The organism is Paenibacillus radicis (ex Xue et al. 2023) (assembly GCF_024722015.1).
Taxonomy (GTDB): Bacteria; Bacillota; Bacilli; order Paenibacillales; family NBRC-103111; genus Paenibacillus_S.
Genome location: NZ_JANQBD010000012.1, coordinates 39,902 through 66,735, shown reverse-complemented (window position 1 = coordinate 66,735; position 26,834 = coordinate 39,902). Strand labels below are relative to the sequence as shown.

General features: G+C 43.9%; 18 protein-coding genes. 16 read left to right on the top strand and 2 right to left on the bottom strand.

Annotated elements, in window-relative coordinates:
- Window positions 1-46 precede the first annotated feature (46 nt).
- The 16 genes from NV381_RS17155 to NV381_RS17080 all read left to right on the top strand — a co-directional run bounded on the left by NV381_RS17155 (window position 47) and on the right by NV381_RS17080 (window position 24,881).
- Window positions 47-1,465 (top strand): ABC transporter substrate-binding protein, encoded by a 1,419-nt coding sequence (locus NV381_RS17155; RefSeq protein ID WP_258214514.1) that lies wholly within the window; start codon window positions 47-49, stop codon window positions 1,463-1,465.
- A gap of 120 nt (window positions 1,466-1,585) precedes the next feature.
- Window positions 1,586-2,500: a carbohydrate ABC transporter permease gene (locus tag NV381_RS17150; RefSeq protein ID WP_258214513.1), complete on the top strand. Its 915-nt coding sequence runs from the start codon at window positions 1,586-1,588 to the stop codon at window positions 2,498-2,500.
- Complete coding sequence (locus NV381_RS17145; protein ID WP_258214512.1) at window positions 2,500-3,330, top strand: carbohydrate ABC transporter permease; 831 nt, start codon at window positions 2,500-2,502, stop codon at window positions 3,328-3,330. Before NV381_RS17150 ends, NV381_RS17145 begins: the two co-directional genes overlap by 1 nt.
- Window positions 3,331-3,625: 295 nt before the next feature.
- A complete protein-coding gene (locus tag NV381_RS17140) occupies window positions 3,626-4,474 on the top strand; it encodes a MurR/RpiR family transcriptional regulator (RefSeq protein ID WP_258214652.1) in 849 nt (282 codons plus the stop codon).
- A 58-nt stretch (window positions 4,475-4,532) separates the two neighbouring features.
- The gene (locus NV381_RS17135) at window positions 4,533-5,843 is read left to right on the top strand and encodes an ABC transporter substrate-binding protein (protein WP_258214511.1); all 1,311 of its coding nucleotides are present in this window, start codon (window positions 4,533-4,535) and stop codon (window positions 5,841-5,843) included.
- A gap of 145 nt (window positions 5,844-5,988) precedes the next feature.
- Window positions 5,989-6,942, top strand: coding sequence for a carbohydrate ABC transporter permease (locus tag NV381_RS17130; protein ID WP_258214510.1), 954 nt, complete (start codon window positions 5,989-5,991; stop codon window positions 6,940-6,942).
- A 72-nt stretch (window positions 6,943-7,014) separates the two neighbouring features.
- Window positions 7,015-7,839 (top strand): carbohydrate ABC transporter permease, encoded by an 825-nt coding sequence (locus tag NV381_RS17125; RefSeq protein WP_258214509.1) that lies wholly within the window; start codon window positions 7,015-7,017, stop codon window positions 7,837-7,839.
- The gene (locus NV381_RS17120; RefSeq protein WP_258214508.1) at window positions 7,836-8,651 is read left to right on the top strand and encodes an HAD family hydrolase; all 816 of its coding nucleotides are present in this window, start codon (window positions 7,836-7,838) and stop codon (window positions 8,649-8,651) included. Before NV381_RS17125 ends, NV381_RS17120 begins: the two co-directional genes overlap by 4 nt.
- Window positions 8,648-9,694, top strand: coding sequence for an N-acetylglucosamine kinase (locus tag NV381_RS17115; RefSeq protein ID WP_258214507.1), 1,047 nt, complete (start codon window positions 8,648-8,650; stop codon window positions 9,692-9,694). The genes NV381_RS17120 and NV381_RS17115 overlap by 4 nt, the downstream gene beginning before the upstream one ends.
- The gene (gene murQ / locus NV381_RS17110; RefSeq protein WP_258214506.1) at window positions 9,651-10,559 is read left to right on the top strand and encodes an N-acetylmuramic acid 6-phosphate etherase; all 909 of its coding nucleotides are present in this window, start codon (window positions 9,651-9,653) and stop codon (window positions 10,557-10,559) included. The genes NV381_RS17115 and murQ overlap by 44 nt, the downstream gene beginning before the upstream one ends.
- A 186-nt stretch (window positions 10,560-10,745) precedes the next feature.
- Entirely contained in the window at window positions 10,746-11,675 is a 930-nt protein-coding gene (locus tag NV381_RS17105) for a carbohydrate ABC transporter permease (protein WP_258214505.1), read from the top strand.
- Window positions 11,676-11,697: 22 nt separating this feature from the next.
- Entirely contained in the window at window positions 11,698-12,534 is an 837-nt protein-coding gene (locus NV381_RS17100; protein ID WP_258214504.1) for a carbohydrate ABC transporter permease, read from the top strand.
- Window positions 12,535-12,644: 110 nt separating this feature from the next.
- Window positions 12,645-14,000, top strand: a complete 1,356-nt coding sequence (locus tag NV381_RS17095) for an ABC transporter substrate-binding protein (RefSeq protein WP_258214503.1) — start codon at window positions 12,645-12,647, stop codon at window positions 13,998-14,000.
- Window positions 14,001-14,182: 182 nt separating this feature from the next.
- Entirely contained in the window at window positions 14,183-15,889 is a 1,707-nt protein-coding gene (locus NV381_RS17090; RefSeq protein ID WP_258214502.1) for a sensor histidine kinase, read from the top strand.
- A 52-nt stretch (window positions 15,890-15,941) separates the two neighbouring features.
- Window positions 15,942-17,507, top strand: a complete 1,566-nt coding sequence (locus NV381_RS17085) for a response regulator (protein ID WP_258214501.1) — start codon at window positions 15,942-15,944, stop codon at window positions 17,505-17,507.
- Between the two features lie 201 nt (window positions 17,508-17,708).
- A complete protein-coding gene (locus NV381_RS17080; protein ID WP_258214500.1) occupies window positions 17,709-24,881 on the top strand; it encodes an Ig-like domain-containing protein in 7,173 nt (2,390 codons plus the stop codon).
- 94 nt (window positions 24,882-24,975) lie between these two features.
- Here NV381_RS17080 and NV381_RS17075 read toward each other — a convergent pair whose 3' ends face one another.
- Complete coding sequence (locus tag NV381_RS17075; protein WP_258214499.1) at window positions 24,976-25,974, bottom strand: hypothetical protein; 999 nt, start codon at window positions 25,972-25,974, stop codon at window positions 24,976-24,978.
- A 255-nt stretch (window positions 25,975-26,229) separates the two neighbouring features.
- Window positions 26,230-26,829 (bottom strand): AAA family ATPase, encoded by a 600-nt coding sequence (locus NV381_RS17070; RefSeq protein ID WP_258214498.1) that lies wholly within the window; start codon window positions 26,827-26,829, stop codon window positions 26,230-26,232.
- Between the last annotated feature and the right edge of the window lie 5 nt (window positions 26,830-26,834).

The following is a 26,834-nucleotide window of genomic DNA, read 5'->3' as shown; positions in this document are numbered from 1 at the left end:
GGTTTAAATGTTACGAAACCATCATATATCATTTGGAGGGGTTACTATGAGTTCAATGAAACGATTCTTGAAAGCATGCACCTTCACCACTCTATCGCTGGCTGTTGTAGCGGGCTGCAATCCGACCTCAAGTCCATCTTCAGCGCCTGCACCTAACGCTGCGGCTCCAACTGCAGAAACCAAAACTCCTGCAAGCACAGAGAAGGTGACGATCCGCTTTACCGACTGGGCTAACAACGAAGAAGCCAAATCAACTCGCATCAGCCTGAACGAATTTGAGAAGGCGAATCCCAATATTAAAGTAGACTATCAGAACGTAGCATTAAGTGAATTCGGCGCTAAGCTAAGCGCTATGGCTGCCTCGAATACACTGCCGGATATAAGCACGATGCTGGAGGCTCAAGCACTTAAATACGCAGAATCCGGTATTCTGATGGATCTGTCATCCTTTTATAAGGATGGTTCCGTTACTCCGAAGCTGGAGAGCAACAAATTTGTTTCGCCGGATGGCAAGCTGCTTGGCTACAGTGTGGCTAACGAAATTATTTTGCTGCATTACAATAAAACAATGTTCGATGAGGCGCAGCTCCCTTATCCGCCGGCTGAGACGGAGAAAGCTTGGACATGGGACCAGATGCTGGATGTCGCTAGAAAATTGACGAAGGATAAGAACGGCAAGCATCCAAACGAAGCCGGGTTTGATGTCAAAAACATCGTTCAATACGGAATAAATGTCAGTCATGGTCAAGACTTCTTCTGGACACCATTTGCGATCAGCAATGGCGGAGGAGAAGTAAGTCAAGACGGTAAACAGCTGCTCCTGGATAAGCCTGAGACGATTGAGGCGATTCAGAAAATTGCCGATCTGTCGAATGTAGAGCATGTTTCCCCAACGGCAGCGCAATCTTCAGGGCTTCCCGGAGATGTAGGTCAACTGCTGCTATCTAAAAAGGTGGCGATGGTGACATCGGGACAATGGGAACTCGTAAATATTAATCCTCAGCTAAGCAAGGGCTTGAAAAATGGCATTGGCGTTCTGCCAATTTTCAAAAAGCCTGCAACAACCAATACCGGAACCCCTATCGTCATCTATAAAAGCACCAAATATGTCAAAGAAACCGTTGAGCTTTACAAGTGGTTAATGAATACGGAGAAAAATTTGGCTAATATCGATAGCGGCGTATGGATGCCGGCTGAAGCGAGCTGGTATACGGATGCGGACAAAATCAAGAGATGGACGCAATCGCCTGTTCATCCTCCTGAATATAAAACAGCCGTTATCGATTACGCTCTTAAAGCGACTTATCCAACACCATGGTTCTTCTTGCCGACCTACAGCAGAATCGGGGACATACTCAATCCGGGACTCGATCCTGTCTGGTTAGGAACGAAAACAGCAAAGGATGCCATTACCGAAATGATGCCCAAAATCAAGCCGATCTTTGAAAGCGGGAAAGCCAATTAATAAGCATTGCTTTGGTAGGCATTAGCCTGGAATTCGTTCGTGTATAGAGGCCGATCCTTGCGGGTGCGCGGGTGGCCTCTGTACACTTTAGTAAAGGGTATGAAGGAGGCAACAACCGATATGTCTACAATAAAGTCAGCCAGTTATCGAAGCCATAAGAGACAGCAGGTGTTAGTCGGTTACATTTGCATATTACCGGCCATTCTAGGGGTGCTAATTTTTACAATAGGACCTTTGCTGTACAGCTTGTATATAAGTTTTACTGACTGGACGATATTAAAGCCTATGCAATGGATCGGATTAGCCAATTATAAGGCCATTTTTACCGAGGATTTGTTTTTTTATGATTCGCTTAAAGCAACGGCTTTGTATTCCATCGGCTGTGTGTTTGCTTCAATTGTTTTTTGCTTGCTTGTTGCACTGTTCTTGAATCAGGATATAACAGGAAGAGCCTTCTTCCGCGCTGTCTTTTATTTACCCTCCATTATTCCGGTGCTGGCTACAAGTATTATTTGGCTGTGGCTGTACAATCCGGATTTCGGCATTATTAATCATCTATTGAGCTTTGTTGGTATTGAGAAGCAAATGTGGGTTAACAGTCCGGATACATCGGTATTATCTATGGTCATTATTGCGGTGTGGGGATCGGGTAACGTTATTGTAATTTTCCTGGCCGGCTTGCAGGATGTCCCCAAGCATTTACTTGAGGCAGTGGAAATCGATGGTGGGGGTTGGTGGCATAAGCTTACGTCTGTGACGATTCCACTCATGACGCCCATTATTTTTTATAATGTAATCCTTGGGTTTGTCAATTCGATCACAGCGTTCACTCAAGCTTACTCGATGACTCAAGGAGGTCCCGAAAATTCTACGCTGTTTTATGCCTTTTACATTTACCGTGAAGCATTCCAGCGGCAAAGCATGGGGTATGCCAGTGCATTGGCATGGGTACTATTCATCATTGTATCGTTTTTTACTTATTTGCTGTTTAAATCCTCTTCAGGCTGGGTGCATTACGAGGGAGGGAAGAAATAATGACTTATCGTTTGAGAGGCCGAATTGTCACTTATTTTTTCTTGACACTCTTGGCGATTATTGTGTTTTTTCCTATGTATTGGATCGTTCGATCCTCGTTTCTGAGCTTGGTAGAAATTTTGGAATTTCCTCCGATCTGGATTCCTCATACATTTGGTCTGGAAAATTACACAGAGGTTATGGAAAGAATTAATTTTGCCCAATATTTTATCAATACACTGATGATCATCGTACCCGTTATGATTGGTGTTGCCTTAACAAGCAGCTTGACCGCATATGGGTTTGCCAGGCTGGAATTTCCGCTTAAGGATTTCTGGTTTACGCTTATCATTATGACCATTCTGCTGCCGAGTATCGTAACTCTAGTTCCAACTTACATCGGTTGGTCCAAATTGCAACTAACGAATTCATATTGGCCTTTAATTATTCCTGCTTTTTTTGGTGGAGGCGCTTTTAATATTTTTCTGCTCAGACAATTTTTAATGACGATTCCCAAAGAACTGGACGAGTCAGCTGTTATTGATGGAGCGGGCTATTTCGCCATTTATTTTAAAATTATTATTCCTCTCATTAAACCGGCTATCGTTGTGGTTCTGCTTTTTACATTTGTTGGGGTGTGGAATGACTTTCTCGGGCAGTTGGTTTATCTGAATGATAGCAATAAATATACAGTTTCATTAGGCTTATCCACGCTTCGCGGAGCTAATAACACACCTATGAATTTATTGATGGCCGGGACTACGATCATGGTAATGCCTGCTGTAGTAGTCTTTCTTATCGGGCAGCGCTACTTTATTGAAGGGATTGCTACGACTGGAATAAAAGGGTAAGCTGAGTATAAAAAGAGAAAGATCGCGCAAGATCCAGCCGATTGCAGGATCTTGCGCGATTTTTCTTTTTCTGATGACCAATGGTTAATTATCTTCGTGGATCTGTGTGTACATTCTGCATAGATCTCCTTATCACTGCTTATACCAAGACCGGTTAACGAATTAAATGTAATGAAATATAACACATGCGTGAAATAAAATTTCATAAAATCATTTACAAAATGAAATAAAGTATTATAATAAGGAACGTAAATGGCTTAAAGCAGTACTCTCTTTGGAAAAGGAAGTGATATCCATGTTGAAGGGCGGCTTAATTAGTTTGAAAGCGGCAATTTCCAGCTTGAAGCCGACAGAACAGAAGGCAGCGAAATACATATTAGAGAATCCAGAGGAAGTAGTTAATAGTTCGGTACAAAGAGTAGCGGTATTGGCTGGTGTTAGCGAGGCTACCTTAATTCGTCTCTGCCGCTCACTCAACTTTAAAGGGTTTCAAGAGTTGAAGCTGCGTATTGCCGCCGATATGTCCAAAAATACGGATGAGTTGGATTCGTATCAAGAGATCCAGATCGATGGACCTATATCTGAATTAATTGCTTCAATCTCACACAATAACATGAGGTCGATACAGGACACTTTGACAGTTCTTTCTAATGAAAGTCTGGAGAAGGCTATAGATGTCATGAGCAAGGCGAAGAAAATCGTTATCTTCGGCGTTGGAGCTTCTGCGGTAATTGCTATGGATTTGAAGCAGAAGCTTACGAGGATCAATTATTGGTGCGAAACAGGTCTTGGTTTGGATGAGCAGGCGACACTTGCAGTTAATATGGACGAGCGCGATGTTGCTTTTGGGATCTCCTATTCCGGGCAGACGAAAGATGTGATTCATTCTCTTGAGCTTGCTAGGGAAAACGGTGCCGTCACCTTGTCACTCACGCGTTTTGGCAGCAATCCGGTTGCAAGCGCCGCTGAAATTAATCTATTCACGAGCTCACTGGAGAACAGCATTCGAAGCGGAGCTATGGCATCGAGAATTGCTCAACTGAATGTCATTGATATTTTGTACGTAGGTATCGCCCGAAAAGACCATGAGCGTCACGTGAAATCCTTGGAAAAAACCCGCAAGGCAGTCAGCAAAAATACTTAACTTTTTTGGAATCACCTATTGGTTTCATATAAATAACTATTATCTGGAGGGGTCAAGAATGAAGAAAAGCAAATTATTATTTGGTACTACCCTTTTACTAATGACGAGTATATTAGCAACCGCGTGCGGCGGAAGCGCAACAACTCCGTCACAATCCGGCAAGAAGCCGGCGGGCGAAGCTTCGGTTAAACAAGGCGGTGATCCGGTTAAACTGACGATGTACAGCTGGAGACCTGAGGATAAAGCCGGGTACGAGGCGTTAATCGGCGAATTCCAGAAGCAGAACCCTGATATTAAAGTGGAATTCAAGCCATTTAAATCAACGGAGTACAACACCATTCTAAACAACACGCTTGTATCGGGCTCTGGGGTAGATATCCTTCAACTGCGTCCCTATGATGTTGCGACAACTTTGGCGGATGGGAAGTATTTAACAGCTCTGGACAAGGTCAAAGGTGTCGATCAAATTCCTGATTCCTATTTGGCTGCGGCAAAGGGCAGTGATAATAAGGTGTACGGCATACCGTTCATGCTCAACAATGCGGTTATCTTCTATAATAAGAAGATGTTTGATGAGCAGGGTTTGAAAACACCTGAAACGTTCGAGGAATTTTTGGCAGTATGTGAAAAATTAAAAAGCAAAAATATAGTACCGATCGCCCAATCCGGTAAAGCGGCTTACTTGCTCTCCATGACTCATTCTGTAATAGGGGAAAGCGCGTATGGCGGTAATGCCTTCGTGGATTCACTGCTGAAAGGCAAAAGCAATTTCAAGGATCCAGGCTTTGTCGAGTCAATTAGCCGGATGAAGAAGCTTGAGCCTTACTTCCCTAAAGATTTTATCGCGATAGATGATAAGGATGCTCAGACGTTGTTTTATAACGGTCAAGCTGCCATGTATATTAATGGAAGCCATCGTTTAGAAACCTTCGAGGCGAATAAATTGGATTTCCCTGTTGACTTTTTCACCGGATTTGTTGCGAAAAAAGGGGATCAGCCTAATATCGTTACTTGGGTCGACGGTTCGTATGCTGTAGCCAAAGATTCCAAGTATCAAGAGCAATCCTTGAAGTTCATGGAGTTTATCGCATCCAAAACATTCGGACAAATGTTCAGTGAAAAGCTGACTCGTGTAAGTCCTATTACTGGAGTAGAGCCGACCCATCCTTTGTTGAAAAAGATGGCATCTATCAGCAGTAAAAATTCAACTCCTTATTTGATCCTGACCAACTTCAATCTGGGAACTCCACCAACCAAGGTTACATTTGAGGATTCGCTGCAAGGTATGTATCTTGGCAGGCTGACTCCCGAGCAGGTAGCGGAAGCCGTGCAAACCTCAAGCGGTAAATGGTTTAAAGCTCAGCCGTAACAGGTTCAGGCAAGCGCTGGATTGTTCTCCAGCGCTTCCGATCTGATCTGTAACTCGCAGCTAATTAATCTGGAAATAACCGGAATGAATTTCACCGAGGCTAGACCCGTGTAAGGAACCTTATTTACGAAGGAGGCGAACTGGCTTGAATGAAGGGCCGCAGTTAGCAGTGACAGGTGTTGAAAGGAAACGAAAACGTAATTACACCAAGCATCTTGTACATTTATTCCTGCTTCCGTCGCTTCTTTTTTACGTCGGATTTATGGTTTACCCTATCGCTTCAGCGCTTTTGAACAGTATGTTTGCCTGGACAGGATTAAAACGCGGAGATTTCATATGGTTTAACAATTTTATCCGCTTGTTTACCGAGTCGCCCCACGCAGAAACATTTTATAATGCATTCGGGCATAATATTATTTTCTTCCTGGTTACTGTACCGGCTAAGTTGATGGTAGCTTATATGCTGGCTTTGATTATTAACAGCAAGTTAAAGGGTAAAGAGTTTTTCAAAACGGTCTTTTTTCTTCCCAAGCTGTTATCGGTTATTGTGGTAGGTTTCTTGTTCAGCTTGATTCTGAACCCTTCCTACGGAGCTTTGAATACGTTTTTGAAGGCAATTGGGCTGGCGGAGCTGGCCAAGCCATGGCTGGGAGATCCGAAGACGGCATTTCTTACGGTTATTATGGTAGACAGCTGGTATGGTTTCGGATTTGCGGTACTTATCTTTCTAGTTGGACTTCAGTCCATTTCCACTGAAATTTATGAAGCAGCCAGAATAGACAGAGCAGCCGGATTGACGCTGTTATTCAAAATTACGATTCCTCTTTCGATGCCGTCTATAATGATCATGACGATTCTAACCTTCATTTCATCCTTTGAATCGTTTGAGATGATATATGCCATGCAGGGTACATCTGGTGGACCGTATTATTCAACGGATGTGTTAGCGCTTTATTTTTATCGTTTGATGTTTGGCACTGTAGGCGGGGGAGATTCCATCGGACTCGGTTCTGCGCTTGCTGTAGTTTTGCTTGCCCTTATTTCTGCCGCAACCGCCATATCCATGTTCTTCTTCAAGAAGAAAGCGGTCGACTACTAGAGCTGGAACTGGTTTTATTAACTCGCACAATTAGACGAATCAACAGGATTCCGTAAGTAATGGAGGATGTGTATGGAACACCGGCTACAACAATTATCCAAATATGCCGTTATGACCCTTTTCTCATTCATATCATTGTACCCTATATTTTTAATGATTATGTCTTCCTTTAAAACGAAGAAAGAGATTACTACTTCGCCGCTCGGCCTTCCTCACAGTTTTTCTTTTGTCAATTTTATTGAAGTTTGGAATAAGGTACATTTTGATGAATATTTCGTTAACAGTGTGTTTGTCAGTGGCGTATCGGTAATTATTATTTTGATCATTTCCTCGATGGCCGCGTTTTATCTTGCCAGATATACGTTCCGATGGAACGGAGCCGTCTTATTCTTCTTCATGCTTGGTTTGATGCTTCCGATGAAGCTGGCTATTTCGCCCTTGTATATGCAGTTGATGAAGTTGAATTTACTTGACTCACTCATAGGATTGATCATTGTTTATATAGCTGGCCATATATCGTTTGCAGTCTTTCTATTCTTCGGTTTCTTCGGGACGCTGCCCAAGGATCTGGATCAAAGCGCTCGAATTGATGGATGCAATGATTTTCAGGTGTATTACAAAATAGTGCTTCCGCTTATGCGTCCTGCTATGGCTACCGTAGCGATTACGGACTTGATTCATGTATGGAATGACTTCTTCTATCCATTGGTTTTTATTAAATCGACAGAAAAGGGGACTATTCCTCTTGGGATGTTGAATTTGTTCGGTGAGTATGACACGGAATGGAATTTATTGTTCAGCGGTCTTACCTTATCCTCCTTGCCAATGATTATTGCGTTTCTGATTGCATCACGACAATTTATTGAAGGATTAACAGCAGGGGCGGTGAAATCATGAAGCGGTGGGTTACATTTGATTTGGATGGAACGCTTATGCAAAATCCTTTTGGTTCCTGGATTTTTCCAGAGATTGAAGGCATCCTGGCTGGGGAGTTGAACGCTCCTTATGAAGCCAAGAAACAGCTGCTAGCCAGGCACGAAAGCTTGCTGGTGAGTGGAGACATTGTAGCGGCCTACGACTGGGATGCAATTGTTAAGAGGCTGTCACAAGAGCTGGGCTTGAACAGAGAGTTTAATATCGAAGAGCTGGTGCTTAAGCATTCGGTTCGACCCAAAATATATTTGCTTGACGATACGGTTCTTCCAGCTTTAAAGCGGTTAAAAGAAGAAGGGTATTCAGTTGCTGCTGTAACGAACGGGTATTATAAATATCAATACCCGGTTATGAAAGCGCTCGGGCTAACCGAATGGCTGGATGAGATTGTTACTCCGGAGCGGGTCGGCTTTGCTAAGCCGGATGTACGTATGGTAGACGGCTTGCTGCAAGGCGGAGAAATTGTCGCGCACGTAGGAGACCGTCTGGATCACGATGTTACCATAGCAAATAGAATAGGGGTAACAGCGGTGCTTATCAATCGTCGTATGCAAGAGGAGCTGCTTGCTTTGACTCCAAAGGAACGGACACAAAGTGAAGGCCTACTTGTTTTGCTGGAAAAGCTGGCCGTTCAGGAAAATCCGGAATTGGAGGGAGCTCCTTTACCGGAAAGCTACATTCCCGAATATGTGATTAGCGACCTTAGTGAATTGTTCAATTGTCTGGATTCGGAGGCTTCCGGGCGTACGAGCGCAGAAGGGAAGGATTCGATATGACAGGAAAGAGCAGTAGACGTTTCCTTGCCGTTGACGGCGGTGGAACAAAGACAGCTCTCTTGGTTGGAGATGAAGAAGGACATGTACTTTCCCTTAGCTACGGAGGCTCCAGCAATTTAAAGTCGAGGCCATGGGACGAAGTGAAAACCGAGCTCTCCGGGTTGATTCGCCGTGGCTTGGAGTTGTCCGGATCTTCACGGGAGCAGGTGGCAGGCATCGTTCTTGGTTTGGCAGGAAGCGACAGACCCGAAGATAAGGCTCGCATTGTAGAGCACCTGGCAGCAGAACTGCCCCAGCAAGCTGTGATCACTGTGTACAATGACGCTATCACAGCGCTTGCTGCGGGAACGTTTGGCGAGAGAGGGATGGTGTTAATCTCAGGCACAGGATCTATCTGCTGCGGCTTCGACCCGGCTACGGATGAATATATCCGTGTGGGCGGATGGGGATATGTGTTTGGAGATGAGGGGAGCGGCTTCGACCTTGGTAAAAGAGGTCTGCAAGCCGTAATGAAAGCCTATGACGGAAGAACGGCCCCTACTTTGTTGACGGACAAGATATTGGCAAGACTCTCGCTTGCCAGCCCGGATAAACTCATTACGGCTATTTATGAAGCAGATAATATGAGAGCGAAGGTAGCTTCCTTGTCGCCGGCAGTATTTGAAGCGGCTAAGGAAGGAGACGCTGCAGCAGAGTTTATTGTGTCTGAAGCGGTTCGTGAGCTGGCAGCACTTGCAGCTGCGACTCATTGCAAGCTGAAGCATGGAACTGATAAAACTCCGCTTATTTTGAGCGGAGGCGTATTTCAGGAGCCGTATTTCCTGGAGGCATTCACTGAATGGCCTCAGATACGTGCATTATCGCTTGACATCCGTTGTTTGAACGTCCCTCCTGTAATCGGGAGCTATTACTTTGCTGTTAAACAGGCAGGATTGCTTATTACGCCTGAGATGATAAATACCATTCAACAACAATGCAATGACAAAGGGGAAAAGCACGATGATACAGCTCACAAAGCAAATGACAACGGAACAAACCAATGAGCGTTCCCGCCAATTAGATCAACTGAGCGTTCGTGAAATTGTTGAAATAATGAATGAAGAGGACCAGTCAGTGGCTCATTCCGTAAGCAGGGCGCTGCCTCAAATAGGTTCGGCCATTGAAGCAATTGTCCCAATTATGGAGCAAGGCGGCAGATTATTCTACTTTGGGGCAGGTACTAGCGGAAGATTGGGAATTCTGGATGCATCCGAATGTCCTCCTACCTTCGGGGTGAGCCCAGAGCTTGTCATTGGCATTATTGCCGGTGGTGAGAAAGCTATGACTCAAGCTATTGAGAACGCAGAGGATAATGCCGAAGCCGGTAAATTGGAGGCTTCCGCTCAAGTAACCTCTCGTGATGCCGTGATCGGTATTGCCGCGAGCGGACGGACGCCATATGTGATAGGTGCGCTTCAGGAAGCCGCCCGCATAGGCGCTCTGACGGTGAGTCTAAGCTGCAACGCAAATGCCCCGATGAGCGCTGCGTCTCAATATCCGATAGAGGTTCCTGTCGGGCCTGAAATTATTACAGGATCGACACGGCTTAAGGCTGGAACAGCGACGAAAATGGTATTAAATATGATCACCACGGGAGCGATGATCCAGCTTGGCAAGGTATATGGAAATTTAATGGTAAATGTTCAAGCGACGAATGCCAAGCTGAAGGATCGTGTAGTCCGGATTGTGCAGGATGCGACGCATAGCGATGAGGAGACTGCTAAAGCCTTTGTGAACTCTGCCAAAGGGGATGCTCGGGTGGCCATCCTTATGCTGAAGTTTAACATTAGCCAGCAAGAAGCGGCTCAAGCGCTACAGGAAACTGGCGGACATTTCGGTAAAACAATCGAATTGCTGAAACAACAGTAAAAATGAAAAGCGTTTATATCTGACGGTAAAGACCGCAGGTATAAACGCTTTTTTGGTTTTAAACATCAATTCCAAGAGTACGCAGGTAAAAATAGTGCACACATTAGTAAAAATCGTGTGCGGGTGTAGATTCCGAGAACACGTTATAGTAATACTAATAAATCTATCGTTGAGGTGACTAAAAGTATGGCCAAAGTGGAAGCGGCGTCCAGGCCTGCCGCATTACGAAAAAAATATTGGAACACAGCTAGAAAAGAAGCATTGGCAGGATGGCTTTTTACAGCCCCGGAATTGATCGGACTACTTCTGCTGGGGTTGTTCCCGATTCTATTTTCTCTTTATTTAAGCTTTTGCGATTGGAATTTGGTAGGTGGGCTATCGACTATTAATTTCGTAGGATTGGATAATTTTAAAATGCTGCTGGAAGACGAGAAGTTTTTCATGGCTTTGAAAAACAACTTCACGTATACGATTTTTGTTGTGCCGGTAGGGTTATTTCTTGCATTGGTGTTGTCCGTGCTTGTCCATTCCCGTGTATACGGTCAAAGCTTTTTTAAAGTTGTCTTCTTTATTCCTTATATTTCCTCCATCATAGCCCTTGGGACAGTGTGGAGCGCGTTGTATCATCCGTCTTCAGGACCGGTCAACAGATTTCTGATTAGCCTTGGGATTTCGGAACCTCCAAAGTGGCTTGCGGATACTCACTATTCATTGGTAGCCATCATTATTATTGCGATTTGGGCAGCAATTGGGTACCAAATGATTATTTTTATCGCCGGTCTGACTAACATTCCCGATGAGCTTTACGAGGCGGCCAGTATTGATGGAGCCAATTCCCTGCAGCAATTTTTCCGTATAACGCTGCCTCTTCTGGCTCCTACACTATCGTTTTTATTTATTACGACCCTTATGTCGTCGTTCAAAGTGTTCGATTTGATCTCCTTTTTAACGGGAGGCGGTCCGAATGATTCATCTACAGTCCTTGTGTATCGGATTTATGAAGAAGGCTTTCGTAATTTCCGAATGGGGTATGCATCGGCAATATCATGGGTATTATTCCTGATTGTAGGGATCGTGACTTTATTGACATGGAAATTGCAAAATAGCAAGAAGTGATTTTAATCAGGAGGTGACATAGTTGCTCACTACAAAATTCGATGTTTCTAAATGGCTGACAACGATTGTGCTAGCTATTTTTTCATTATTATTTTTAATTCCATTGCTGTGGATGGTTTCAGCAGCCATGAAATATGAGGCAGATGTTCTTACTTACCCTATTCAATGGATCCCTGAGCGATGGAATGCTATCGCTAATTTCAAGCAAGTGTGGTTCAGTAAAGTTTCGTTCTCTCTGTTTTATTGGAATTCGCTGAAGCTAGCTGTTATTATGACCGTATTCACATTAATTTTTTCATCCATGGCGGCCTTCGCATTTACGAAGCTGCAATACAAGGGAAGAGATTATGTGTTCGGGCTGTTGTTAGCGTTAATGATCATTCCATCTGAATCAACACTTGTTCCAAGGTACCTGTTATTGAAATGGCTTCATCTCTATAATACTCATGAGGGCTTGATCCTGATGGGCATGTTTTCCATGTATTTTACATTCCTTCTGCGCCAATTTATGGCAGGTATCCATAGTGAGTATATAGAAGCAGCGAAGATCGACGGAGCAGGGTATTGGCGAATTTATGCAGGCATCATGGTACCTCTGTGCAAGCCGATTTTGGCTACCGTTGGCATTATCAAATTCATCTGGTCTTGGAATGATTATCAAGGACCGCTTATTTTCCTGATCCAGCAGAAATTATTTCCTATTCCGCTCGGCATTCAGATGTTCAAAAACGATTACGCCGACAATTACGCGGTTCTAATGATGGCATCACTAGCGGCGATTGTCCCATTGCTAGTTGTTTTCATTATTTTGCAGAAGCAGGTTATTAAGGGTATTACGCTGGGCGGTGTGAAGGGCTAGATGCGATCGAGGTCGATAAAATGCACAAACGCCACAAAATATTGCACATCATTTGGAATGCAGCTATTGTAACATGCAATTATAAACAATCATTTCTAGGGGGAAAAAATATGAAAAAAACAAGTGCCGTATTATTAAGCAGTGCTCTGGTTGCCGTAAGTGTATTAGGTGGATGCGCTTCAAAATCAGATAATGCTGGTGGAGATAAATCATCTCAGGCATCAGCAGACAAGCCCGCTCAAAACGTGACGCTCAAGTTTTATAACTGGAATCCGGACATAGCTGAGGCTGCGACCCAAAAAATTATTGCAAATTTTCAAGCTAAAAATCCTACTATTAAGGTTGAGTCTATTCCTCTCGTACCCGGCAATTCTGTGGAGACTTTGAAAAAGCTTGACGTAACGATGTCGTCCGGAGAACAGGTCGATGTAGTCATGTTCCCTAGCATCGAAGAAACCGTTGCACGAGCAGCTCAAGGCGTTCTGGCTCCGCTTGACGATTTTTACAAGAAGGATAATGTTAATGCGGATGAAGAATATTACATAAATCCGAAGTTTAAAGGAAAAAGCTATGCGCTGATGAATAATTCCAGCAACTGGCTGGTATTGTTGAATGCAGAAGCATTGAAAGAAGCTAACCTACCTGTACCGTCTTTTGATTGGACGTGGGACGATTTCCGCGACTATGCGAAAAAGCTGAGCAAAGGTGACGACAACAATAAGCGTTTTGGAGCGTACTTCCATTCTTGGGGTGAGTACGCTAATCCAATTGCCTATACGGATAAGAAAAACCCTTTCTTGACAGCTGATCTCAAACCGCAGTTTGATGATGCTTCTTTCAAATATTTCTTCAATCTCCGTAAAACGATGGAAAAGGACGATAAGTCGGTTAAGCCGCTGGCGGATGTTATCGGCGCGAAGCTTAATTACAACAATGAATTCCTGACCGGCAAGGCGGCTATGTTGATGACAGCAACCTTCGCACTGCCAAACATTGGCGATACGGCTAAATATCCGCATACTTTCAAAACCGTTGTGGCTCCTCTACCGCGTTCTTCCAAGGATGCAGAGCCGGGACTGACAAATATCGGAGGGAATTATGTTTCAGTAGCAGCAAATTCAAAATATAAGGAAGAAGCGTATAAGTTTATCCGCTATATGTCCACTGAACAAGAAGCTAGAATTGAATTGTCCGGTTGGAAAAAGAGTGATTCAAAGCTTATTGTTGAACGACTATTCGGAAATATGAAGGATTTGATAGATATGCCGTCCCTTACGAGCACATTATATGACAAGCGTGTTAGAACTTCAGTTTCATCGGATATTGCTGTGTCTTATGCAAGTCAACTAAAAGCGGTTCTAGAAGGCGGTCTATCCAAGGTGCTGTTGGATAATATGTCCTCCGAGGATGCCCAAAAATGGATGATGGCTGAAGGTGACAAACTCATTAAGCAAAATACAAAGTAACGCAAATAAAACGAATCGTTAAGAGGACGCTGATTTAGCGTCCTCTTTGCGCATAACCGTCCATTAATCTGGCAAGGTATATCTTCCATTTCTTGGTCATGGCGATTCGAGAGCCATTATAATAATATGGGTAGGAAGATATCACCAATACTTGCAAACGACGAAGGAGAAGAGACAGTTACATGAGGCATCTGTTTCGATTTACTTATTACCGACGCATCCAAATTTCGTTTTTGGTGCTTATTTTGCTGCCCACGATCATGGTTGCCTTTCTTAACTACTCAACGACGAATCGTCAAGTGAAGGAAAAGCTGATGCTCAGTAATGACAACATATTGGCGGTTATGTCCAAAGATATTTCAAAAATGATGGATGATCTGACCTTTGCGTCCCATTTCTTTGTTCAGGATGTGAGTGTTAGGAATACGCTTCGTATATTTTCAAATGTAGAACGTATTGAAAATGGCAGCCATTTGGAGCAGTATAAGCTGATTAAAGATTTTTTCAGCCTTGTCGCAGCAAAAACGATGAACAATGAGATCTTCATGTACTTGGTCAACGATGCGGGCTTTATCGTACAAGCGTATGATATGTATCCGACACCGGAGCAAGTTATGAAACAGTGGGAAAGTGTCAAGTCTCGTGTGGATGAGAGTGAACCCAAACAGATTCAATGGCTCGGAATGGTGCAATCCGGAAGTGATAAGACCTACTATTTGTCTCGTGTGATCCGCGATCCGGTTGACAACAAGCTGCTTGCGACACTTTTTATCGGCTTGCCGGAGGTTTACTTCAAGAAATTGTTTCAGCAGGTGTCAACGGAGCATCTCGCTTTGTTTGATGCGGGGGGGCAGCGAATTGCCGGAGCTGTTAATATTCCATATGAGCGAACTTCAGAGGCGAACAGGAATATCCGCAATGAAGTATTGATCAAGAAAGCCGGATGGAAGCTCGTCTATGAGACGCCCGAATCGGAGTTGACAGGGGAGCTATCAAAAACCTTCTACCTGTCACTTTTGCTGATGCTTCCCTTTTTTCTGTTATTTTCTATCATCTCGATAGTGGTAGCGAAGCGGCTGCATTATCCGATTTTGCGGCTGCAGCGCAGTATCAAGCAATTTGGCAAAGGCAACCGCACCATCACTTTTCCGGAGGACGGTAAGGACGAGATTGCTGAACTGGGAAAAACGCTAAATGGAATGGTCGAGCAAATCGATAAGCTGATTATCGACATTGAACAGGAGCAGGAGCAGAAGAGAGTATTGGAGCTTCAAGCTTTGTATGCACAGATTCGACCGCATTTTTTGTTAAATACGCTCAATTCTATTAAATGCAACTTGAGCTTGTCCGACGACCAGGTTCACACCAGGTTAATTGAATCGCTTATGAGTCTGCTGCGTGCTTACATGAAGATGGCTGAGCCATTGTCCCTGCGAAGTGAGTGCAAACTGCTTGGTGATTATGTAGAAATCATGAAGATGAGAAGTGATCTTTCGTTGAATTTAGATATACGTGTAGCACCGGAATGCGCAGAGCTTGAAATCCCGAAACTGCTGCTGCAGCCTATTGTGGAGAATGTATTCGTTCATGGTTTTGCGGAGAATACCAACAGTAATCCAAGTATCAACATTGTTGCACATCAAATTTCCAATCAAGTGGAAATTCTGATTTCCGATAATGGGGGAGGCATTCCGTTGAACGAACGGGAAGAACTGAACTTATTGCTGAAAGGCGGAAGTACAGAGGATCAAGCGTCGTATAAACGAATTGGGCTTCTAAACGTGCTGCAGCGGATGCGGCTGACGTTTGGCACTGATGCGGCCATGCATTTACTTGCCAATGATGATGGAGGAACAACGGTTTGTGTTCGTATTCCGATATTATCCTAAGCGGGAACCATGCAATTACTTCAAATAAGGCAATTCAAAGGAGTAGCGGGCGATGTACAAAGTAATGCTGGTGGATGACGATGTGCCGATGATCAAATATTTGTCAAAGCTTATTGATTGGGGTAATTTGCAAGTGGAAATCGCGGCAGTAGCTCATTCAGGCAAGCGGGCGCTTCAGCTGTTCCGGGAGACCAATCCCGATATCGTAATTACGGATATTGGCATGCCACTAATGGATGGGCTGGAGCTTGCTGCTGAGCTGCAAAAGATCAAGCCTGAAGTTCGAATCCTGTTTTTGACATGTCACCAGGAATTTCATTATGCGAGAAAAGCAGTTCAGCTTGCCGCCGATGATTACCTTATTAAAGACGAGATAACGGCTGAGCAGCTGGAAGAGAGCTTGCGGAAATCGGTTCAAGATCTAAAGTCTGTTCAGAATCAGCTCGCGGAAATATCTTACAAGCAGGAAATTTTCATGAATAAGGATGTGTTAAAACGACAGTTTTTGAAGCAATTAACACTAGAGGATAGACATGACGATTTACTTGCCTCAGGTAAACGGCTCGGAATTGAGTGGAAGCATTCTCATTTTATGTTAGCTATAGGTAATTTAAATTATGCCTCCTTTCCCAAACGATACCGGTATAAGGATGAGCCTATATTGTTGTATGCGATTTCGAATATTGCAGAGGAAATGCAAAATGATAACTTGGCGATAACGATCTTGACGGACCAGGAGTCCTATTTCTTGTGCATACTTAATTATCAACCGAATTTGAGCTGCAATATAGTGGAGTGCTTCTCGAGCTTTCTCGGCTCTCTTCGGGAGAAAATATACAGCTTTCTGCGGATTGATATTCATGTGCACTATTCTTTGCCTATTAAAGGGATATCTAATATTGCGAAGGAGCTGCGCAGCTTAAAGCAGGGTAACCGTGAAGCTTTTTACAGTGACATTTCTTTTGGCGTACTGCCGTCATCCGGTCTGAAGCTATGGAACCATGAGATCACGGTGACGCTAGAAGAGCTTTGGGCGCGTCTCGTACAGGCATTTAAGAACAGTGAGGATAGAGGGATCACAACCGCTTTGGAGGAGATCAAGGAGAAGGCTAAGCATCAGCAGTTGGACCCTGTCGAGTTGCTGGGAAAATGCTCACAATGGATTAGAGTGATGGAGTTCGAGCGTGATCTAAAGGGAGAAGACTCGTTTCACCGCTGTTTGCAGCAATGCGGACGATGGGATGCGGCTGTTGAACTGATGAAATCGAGAATTCAAGAAATCATGATTAGCGGCCCGTCCAGTTCAGAGAAAAATATGAAGCTAAAGCAAATTGACCGGTACATCTCGGAGCACTTGTCCGAGAATATTACCCTTGTCGATATGGCAGAAACCTTGTTTTTGAATCCAAGTTACTTTTCCAGGTCATTTAAGTTGGAGACAGGCATGAATTTTACGGATTATGTACATCGCTACAAAATGAACATTGCCTGCAAGCTGCTTAAAGAAAGTATGGAGAGTACCGAAATGATTGCATTCAAGCTTGGTTATATGGAGCGAACCTATTTCTCCAAGGTATTCAAAAAGTATGTCGGTGTCAGTCCAAAGGATTATAGGTAAACATACGGATTGAGTAAAAATTGTGCACGATATAGTAAACATCGTGCACATTCTTTCTATGCAGCTTCGGTTATTATGATTAATGCGACTGGACGAATCAGGCAACAATGTAAGCGTTTCATAATAATTGCGAAGGGGTTGATTATAATTAAACTGGGTAAAAAGCTTAAACGTGCAGTGTCCTTGGGAATTGCTTTACTCATGGCTGTGAATATGGTCTATTTTCCAAATGAGAGGAAATTCGCTCACGCAGGAGTCGTTACTCCGACTATACCGACGGTGGTAAGTACCTATGTTGCTGCTGATAAGACGGAGATTTCTGCGTACGATCAGCAAGTACACTTAAAAGTAATGGCCAAGATGAGCAGCGGACCTGACAAAGAGCTTAAGAAAAATACAGCGTCCAGCTCAACAGATCCGCAGCTTAACAGCGTTCATTATTCATCAACAATTGCTGGGGTAAGGATTGATGATGCGACGGGCGTTTTGACCTATGACGGCTCGTCGGGACAAGTTCCTGTAGATGTTAGGGCCAGTGTCAATTATTTAGACGTTGTTTATTTTGAAGGCTTTGAAGGAGGTACGCTAGGGAGCTTTACACATGACCCAGGTGCTACCAATACGTCCACGACTTCGGTTGTCGCTAAAACAGGAGTCCCTGCACATAGCGGTTCGTTCAGCGCAAACCGGAATAACAGCGGGACCACGAATAACACCTTGAGAGCCGATATGGGCGCACCTATGAAAGGCACGGTTACGGCCTGGGTCTATAACGGTACACCTGCGGGAAATTCCCGAAATAATATTTTTGTCGGTACAAAGCTTAATGCCGCTACCAATGGGGTGGACATTTCCAATGGCTTGCTCCTTGGAGAGCATTGGGATGGAAGCACAGGATCAGGCACCCAATTCGTCTCAAGAATTATGACCTCGTCGTTTACCGCAACTTCGGTAGCTCGCGGAGCGACGCCGGCTTGGCATGAGTTCAAATGGGATCTCACCTCAGGTACAGGCGCCACCATGTATATTGATGGTATCCAAGTAGCAGCTACGAGAGCGGAGGCCCAGTATCAATACATAGCTTTAGTTGGAAATTGGAAACCCGATAACAGTAGTACTTATTATGACGACATAAAAGCAACAAAGCTTGGGACAAGTACATCGGCTGTGTTATCGATACCCGTTACAGCGGGTACGGGCGATATTGATAGTCTAACGGTATCTGGACAAGGAGGAGCAAGCGCTATTACAGCAGATGCAGGCAGTCTTCAAATGACAGCAGCTGTATTACCCTCGAGCGCATCTTCTAAGGTTACATGGAAAGTGGAAAATCAAGACGGCACTCCGACCAACAAAGCTTCTATATCTTCCAATGGAGTACTGTCGGCACTTAGAAACGGTACCGTAAAGGTGACGGCCACGTCAGCTGTCAAACCGGCTGTATCCAATAGCCTTGTGGTAACCATCTCAGGACAATCCGTCAAAGTTACTGAATTATCCATACAAGCGCCATCGGGAGCGACAAGCTTCGGAACTTTGGATCCTGTTCAGCTGAACGCAGCGGCATTGCCGGCAGATGCGGGAGACCAGGCTGTTACATGGTCTGTTATACAAGGTGCGGATGTCGCAGCTGTATCGAATACAGGTGTAGTGACGCCTCTAAAAAGCGGTATCGTTCAAATCCAGGCGACAGCGAAGGACGGGAGTAATGTAAAAAGCAATACATTGTCTCTCACATTTGCTGTAAAGCTTACAGCTGTAAGCGTAGTAGGCGTAGGAGGTGCCACAGCAATAACTGCATTAGCCGGTACTCTTCAAATGGAGGCCGTTGGTATTCCAGCTGAAGCAGCAAATAAAAACGTAGTCTGGACCGTGGAAAATGGTACGGGAAGCGCAACGATCAGCAGCACAGGCCTGTTAAGAGCCATTTCCAATGGAACCGTAACGGTAAAAGCAACAGCACAAGATGGAAGCGGCGTTACAGGACAATGCGTGATTACTATTTCCGGACAAACTTATCATACTTATTATATAAGCATTACATCCGGTAATGATGCGAATGACGGTTTAAGTGAAGCGGCTACATGGAAAAGCTTGGATAAAGTAAATGCAGCCACGTTCAGTCCCGGCGATAAAATTTTGTTCAAAGCAGGCGACATCTGGAACGGTCAGCTAAGATTGAATGGAAGCGGGGCAGAGGGACTTCCTATTCTTGTAGATAAATATGGAAGCAACGATCCTGAAGTACGACCTATCTTTAATGGTATGGGAACAGATGAGGCTGATGGAGTCAACTTGACAATGCCGTTAGGCACCATCGCCGGTCAACATTATGCTGCAACGGTTGAGGTTAGAAACCAAAGCTTCTGGGAGATTAGCAACCTGGAGGTTACCAACTACGATGCAGCTACGAAAAACATGAGAGCCGGTATCCTCGCACTGAACGAAAAGGGAGTTACGGTAACCGAATGGGAGCAAAATCAGCTTAAGCACATCGTCATCCGTGACTGCTATGTGCATGATGTAAATTCAGACCCCTCCGCTTTCAAACTAACAGGCGGTATCCTAATATTGGGCAATTATTCCGACGTATTAGTTGAAGGAAATAAAGTGGTCAATGTCGCAATAGAAGGGATTCGAAATGGCGGAATGGCTCCAAGCGGTTCCCCGAACGGTGGAGCGCCACAGGTTATGAACAATATAGTTTTTAAGAACAACTATATTCAAGATGTACAAGGCGATGGAATGGTCATTAGCAACGTTGCTGACAATGGCGATAAAGATGTCTACAATGGTATCGTCGAATATAATACGATTTTGCGTTATGCCAACACGAATGTCGGCTCCTTGAACTATGCAGCAAACTGGGTTTATGGCAGTAAGGATACGCTTTTCCAATATAATGAAACCTTTGGTGGCATATACGGGTACAATGATGGAGAGGCGTGGGATGTCGACCTGTATAGTGACAATATTGTTTACCAATACAACTACAGTCATGAAAACAGAGGCGGTATCATCTTATTCATGGGTACGGGGCAATCCGTGTTTCGTTATAATCTTAGTGTGAACGACGGCAATGGGGCTGAGCTGTTCTTCTACCATCCGTCCTCCTATACTAAAGCGCCCTGGATTTACAACAATACGATTTTTACAGGGAAAGATATAACTACAACCGTATTTAATAACAGCACACCTTATATCAAGTTTGCCAACAACATCATGATGACGCTGGGGAAAGTGAAAAGGTTTGCTAATGTGGATCTGACACAAGGGTATATTAAGAATAATATTTTCTACCCGAACATCCTGACGACTGGCGGGATTGCAGGAAGTGTAGAGGTTGCCAATAACTTGTATGTGAATCCTCAGCTGGCAAGACCCGGAGAAATCCCTAAAAATGTGATCACAGCTAAAAATAAATTTGATGTAACGAAGCTGGACGCTTATAAAATTTTAGGAACCTCACCTGCGATTGGCGCTGGCTGGAAGGTCGACGTACCGGCTACTTTTACAGAAGTCACCAAGGATATGTTCGGTAATTCTATTGGAAGCACAAGTGATATCGGGATTCATCAATACAATCATGATGCTCCTACAGAAATATTTACAGAAGTATTACCGACGTCAGTTGCGCTTAACCAGGCCAATGTGTCATTGCTTGTAGGGGAAGCAGCACTTCTTAGTACGATAATTGAGCCTGCTGCAGCATGGAATAAATCACTGGCATGGGAAAGCGATAAGCCATCTGTGGCGACAGTTGATTCCAATGGGGCTGTTAAAGCTGTAGCTTTAGGAACAGCGAATATTACGGTAAAGAGTACAGCAGATCCTCGGCTTACCGCAATTGCCAAAATTACGGTTAAGTCACCTATTACGACAACTAGCGATATGAAAGTCGAAGCGAACTATCCTTACCTGGATGCAACCAACAGCAAGATTAATTTGAAAGTTGCTAACGTGATGAGCGATGGGAGCACTAGAGAACTTAAGAAGACAGTAACCGAGCTAAACGAGCCGAAATTGAACAGCGTCACCTACAGCTCGGACAATCCGAATGTGTCCATCGATTCAGATGGTGTGATGACCGTTACAGGGGATTTAGGCAGCACTACGGAAGTGCATGTATCGGCAAATGTTTCGTACGAAGATGTAGTGTATTCGGAAGGATTTGAGAACGGTACGCTAGGTGACTTTGTTATGGATAGCGGAACAGACTATGCGGTTTCCGTGCAATCTTCTACAGAGCAAGCCCATTCCGGTGCATACAGCTTGAAACGTATTAATGCAGTCAAAAGTGTTATGAGTAAGGCGTTCTCTACCGACATGAAGGCCATAGCTTCGATGTGGATTTATGACGATGGAACGACCAAGGCGAACCGGGCAGTCGGAAGTGTTGGAGCTCTTAAAGATAATAGCAAAATTATGGGGCTGGGCTTATTCTACGATGGTTCACTTGGTTCTGCTTCTAATTTTGCTACGAGATTCCAAACTACAAATTGGTCCGTGTCCAATGTTCCACGCAGCGTTGGCTGGCATGAATTAAAGTGGGATTATACAGGCCCGACGGTTAACATGTTTATTGATGATCAGCCTGCAGGTACTTTTAATTCTTCCAGTTTCAGAGCCGTTTCTCTAATGAATTTATGGAACAGCTCTGCAGGCAACTTCTATTATGATGATATCCGGGTTGTCGTACCGAGAACAAATGTGATGGCGATTCCTCTAACTGTCAAAGTAAATCCAACTCAAATTGACGGGATTAGAATATGGGGAGAGGACGGTGCCGCATCGATTACAACCGATAAAGGTACGCTTCAAATCAAAGGCGGTTTGATCCCGAATCATTTACCGGGTATTGATTACAGCTTGATCTGGAGCTTGGAAGAAGAAACGGGAAGAGCGATGATTTCAAATACGGGTCTCTTAACTGCTGTCAAAGATGGAAGGATCAAGGTCATCGCACAATCGGCGGCCAATCCTTCGATTAAGGCAGAAATGTATGTCACGATATCCAATCAATATGTTCCTGTAACAGAAGTGAGTACCAGAGGAACCAATGATAAGAACAGTATCGACGTGGCAGGCGGCACCTTACAGCTTATTGCTACGGTCTCTCCGGCTAATGCCACAAACAAGAAGCTTACATGGAAAATTCTTAATACTGACGGTAGCTCTACCAAAGTAGCCAAGATTTCCAATACAGGCCTTGTGACCGCTGTCGCGAATGGAACGGCAAGAGTTCACGCCATTTCAGAAGACGGAAACTTTGACGGTCCTCTTGATATTACGGTTACGAATCAACCGGCTTTTGTTGGGGCGATAGAAGTGAAATCTCAAAATGGTGAAAACTCTCTGGAAGTAGGAAGCAGGTTAGCCTTCTCAGCGGTTATAACGCCTGATAATGCAGTTAATAAAGCAGTAACCTGGTCCGTTATCAATAAGAACGGCACCAATGCCTCCATAACAACTGAAGGAGTGCTTTCCTCAGGAGATAAGGAAGGTGAAGTGACGGTCGTTGCAACAGCTCAAGATGCATGGGGAACGGTTGGAAGCAAAAGGATAAACATAACAAGAAAACCGATAGAGGTTGGAGAAGCAAACAAAGATGCATTGAAAGCGAGAATTGCCGAAGCTGAAGGCAAATTAGGCGCGGCTGTAGTCGGATCGCAAGCAGGCCAATACCTGCAAAATGCGGTAGACAATCTGAATAAGGCAGTAACGATTGCGAAAGCAGTAGTAAGCAATATAAACGCAGCACAGCAAGAAGTGGATCAAGCTGTAATCGAATTGGCAGGAGCGGTAGCCCAATTTGACAGCGAGAAAGTAACGGATCAGCCTAATGAATCAAAAGCAAATAAAGACGCATTGAAAGCCACGATTGTCGAAGCTGAAGGCAAATTAGGCGCAGCTGTAGTCGGATCGCAAGCAGGCCAATATCCGCAAAGCGCAGTGGATACTTTGAAGCAGGCAGTAACAAATGCTAAAACAACAGTAAGCCATACGGAAGCAGCGCAGCAGGAAGTGGATAAGGCGGAAGTAGAACTAACGGCTGCTATAACGGCTTTCGACAGCGCTAAAATTCCTTATCGCAATAATTCAAGCTCTCATCATTCAACTGCACCATCTGGAATTGCAGAAGGCGGGGGAGTTCTGAATGTGCTTGCAGATGATGGCTCGGTAGCCAGGTATGATATCGATTCTGCGGCAGCTACGATCACGATACATGCTGAGGATAAAGAACGGGTGTCATTGACGTTTAACATCAGTGAACTTAAAGAGTCGCAGCAAGTAAGCGATGGGGCGAAAATTTTAATCCGTTTAAAAGGATTTATTTATGAGTTAGCTGCCAATGTAACAAGTAAGGTTGCAGGTATCGATAATTTTCTTCAAAATAACCAAACAACTAAGGAGCAATTAAAGGTTAATGTTCAGGTAGAAGCTTCCAAGTTAACCCCTGAGGATGAAAAGGTCCTTGAACATGCACTTGGTATGGATTCAGGCTTGGATAGCTTCAATCTCGTGTCCGGTATGTATAATGTTCATCTAAGACTCGAAGCGCCCAATGGTCAGATTATGGATGTCAAAGCTTTCGATAGCCAAAGGACTATACTTATTGAGGTAAGTCCATCATTCAAAGATAAAGTAGCAGCAGCGATATCGATAAGCGATGGAGAAAACGGGGAGAAGACGGCAGGTATACGAACGGCCAAGTACGTAGAAATAGATGGAAAGTCCTATATGCAAATCAAAACGGCAAGCCATAGTAAATATGGGGTGGTAGAGTATCACGCGGCCTATAAGGATGTAACGTTGGAGCATTGGGCTAAAGCATCAATAGAAGAAGCAAGCTCGCGATTGCTAGTAAGCGGAGTGGGTCAAGGAAGATTTAATCCAGATGCACAAATTACTAGAGCCGAGTACATGACTATGCTGATTCATGCGTTGGGATTGCCTATAACTACGGATGTTCAAGATTCGTATGAAGATGTCCGGAGAAGTGATTGGTACTTTTCTAATATGGCAATTGCCCGTAAGGCGGGGCTTCTTAAATGGATTGAAGGAAATAGCCTGAAGCCGAATGCACCGATTACAAGAGCTGAAATGGCAAGAGCAACGGTTGCCGCGGCCCAATATTTGAAGGATGGCAGTCTTACAGATGCCGATCTGACAGGATTAAGTAAGTTCGTAGATGCAGACAAAGTACGGGCAAATGATAGAAGTGACCTTGCTTGGTGCATAGAACATGGACTGATTAATGGAACCGTGGATGTAACGACAGGTGAAACGGCGATTGCGCCGAGTGAAACGGCAACACGTGCCCAAGCAGCAGCTATTATGCTGAGACTTCTAAGAGCAATAAACTTGATTTAAACTAAAAAAACTCCTCTCTGGCAATTATGCTGCCAGGGAGGAGTTTTTGTGTGAATTAGGTGCGATGATAGGATGAGATGGAAAATGGTTCAGGCTATTTCAACATAAGCTTATCATAGGCCGGCTGATTAATTATCACTTTTGCCGTCTTAAGACGGTCTGCAATTTGTTGTTGTATTTTATCATTAATGTAAAGCTTTTTTACGTCTGATTTCACATCCTCAAAGCCCTTATAGCCTAGTGATTGTTTTTTTGTGAGTTTAAAGATGGCATTCATGTTATTATAGGGGAAAATTTCACTAAACTCGTTTTCATTCAGCTTAAGCGCTAATTCGTAGAGGCTTCTTTTAATCAGATCTTCTTTGGATATTTCTTGCAAGTCCAATGCCATGCTCTCTATCACAACACTGTTACTAGAATCCTGTTTCCCATCTTTAACCGAATTAAAGATTGTTTGGTAGGCGACATTAGCTGTTGTGATCAATTGGCCTTCAAGCTTAAAACCTTTACTATAAAATTGCTTTTGCTTTTCGTAATATTCCCGATACACAGAATCGTTTAAACTGTAGGCAGGACTATCCATTAAGGAATTAATCAAATTGGCGTAACGATTGGAATGCAAATAAGAGTAGTATTGCAGCTTAGTAAATTGCGTTAGTCCATATATGGGCTCTTTATTTTCCAATTTATGGCGTCTTTCTTTATTTTCAGCTTCTAAATCTTCTGTGAAATGACCGAAACTAAGATCTTTGATTATTTGGTGTTCTTTCATGATAAGCTGTTCGATTTTATATTTTTTCAAGTCGTCTATGGCCTTCTGTTTAGCGTAATCGGAGGGATTTTCGCCATTGTAGGTGCTTGTCCAGAAAGCTGCATTGTAATCGATATTATATTTTGTTTTAAAATAGTTTGCCGTCATCGCTTTATTATTTTGGTAAAAAATGTAAAATTCTTCTTCTGCAACAGGTACTCCATCAATAGTAAAGACAAAATCATTATTATTTACGTTGTTAGCGTATAGCTTGGCCGTGCAGAGAATGATCAGCAAGATTATTGCAGCTGTGCTTACCAGTAAAATATTTTTGCGGCTCAAATTATTACCTCCTGGGGATAAGAAATCAATATGGCGTGAAACGAGCATTTTAAACATGCTGATTTCACTATATAAGGTTTCAAGCTTTATTCAAGGTTTAAAATTTTACTATTGTGTGTGTTATTATTACCGTTTTTATAGTTCCAATTTATGTTAATTATTTCATATGCTTCATCCTATAGCTGAAACAACAATAAAAATGAAAAGCGCTTATATCTGACGGCAAAGACCGCAGGTATAAACGCTTTTTTGGTTTTAAACATCATGGCCGTCTCCATAAACAAACTGTTCGACAAGAGAAATTTTGTTCTCGGTAAGCGGTCCTGAATTATCCAAATAATGTATCGAAGAAGCGGGAAGGGGCCATTTAATTTGCCGCTGCATGAGGCTATGACTGAACTCGCTCCAGTTCGCCAGCTTCCATTCATCCATCTCTAGGCCTCTTTGCTCGATGCGTTGGCGGTAAAGCTCCTTGTCGGGTAGTGACACGAATATTGCTTTAACATCGACATCATGCCTTGTAGCACCGATCCGCTCGAGCTCTTGCTCAACCCACAAAGGGTTTCCTATCTCTTTGGTGAAGGGTCCAACGACTATAACATCTATTCCAAGCTCCACGTTTTCTAACGCAGCGTCCATAGTGACACGGTAGCCCAAATCCCGGCAATGCGTTTTGTAAACAAGTGAATCCCGATCGTTCGGATCATTCCCCGAAACTCTCATAATAACCTCTGCAGAGGGCCGTAATAACGTGTCCATATCCAAAAAAGCTATGCGCCGCTTGCGAGCCAATGCTTTCGCGATGGTTGTCTTCCCGGCTCCCGCGGGACCCACGAAAAAAATCAGCTTTTTCATGCTTG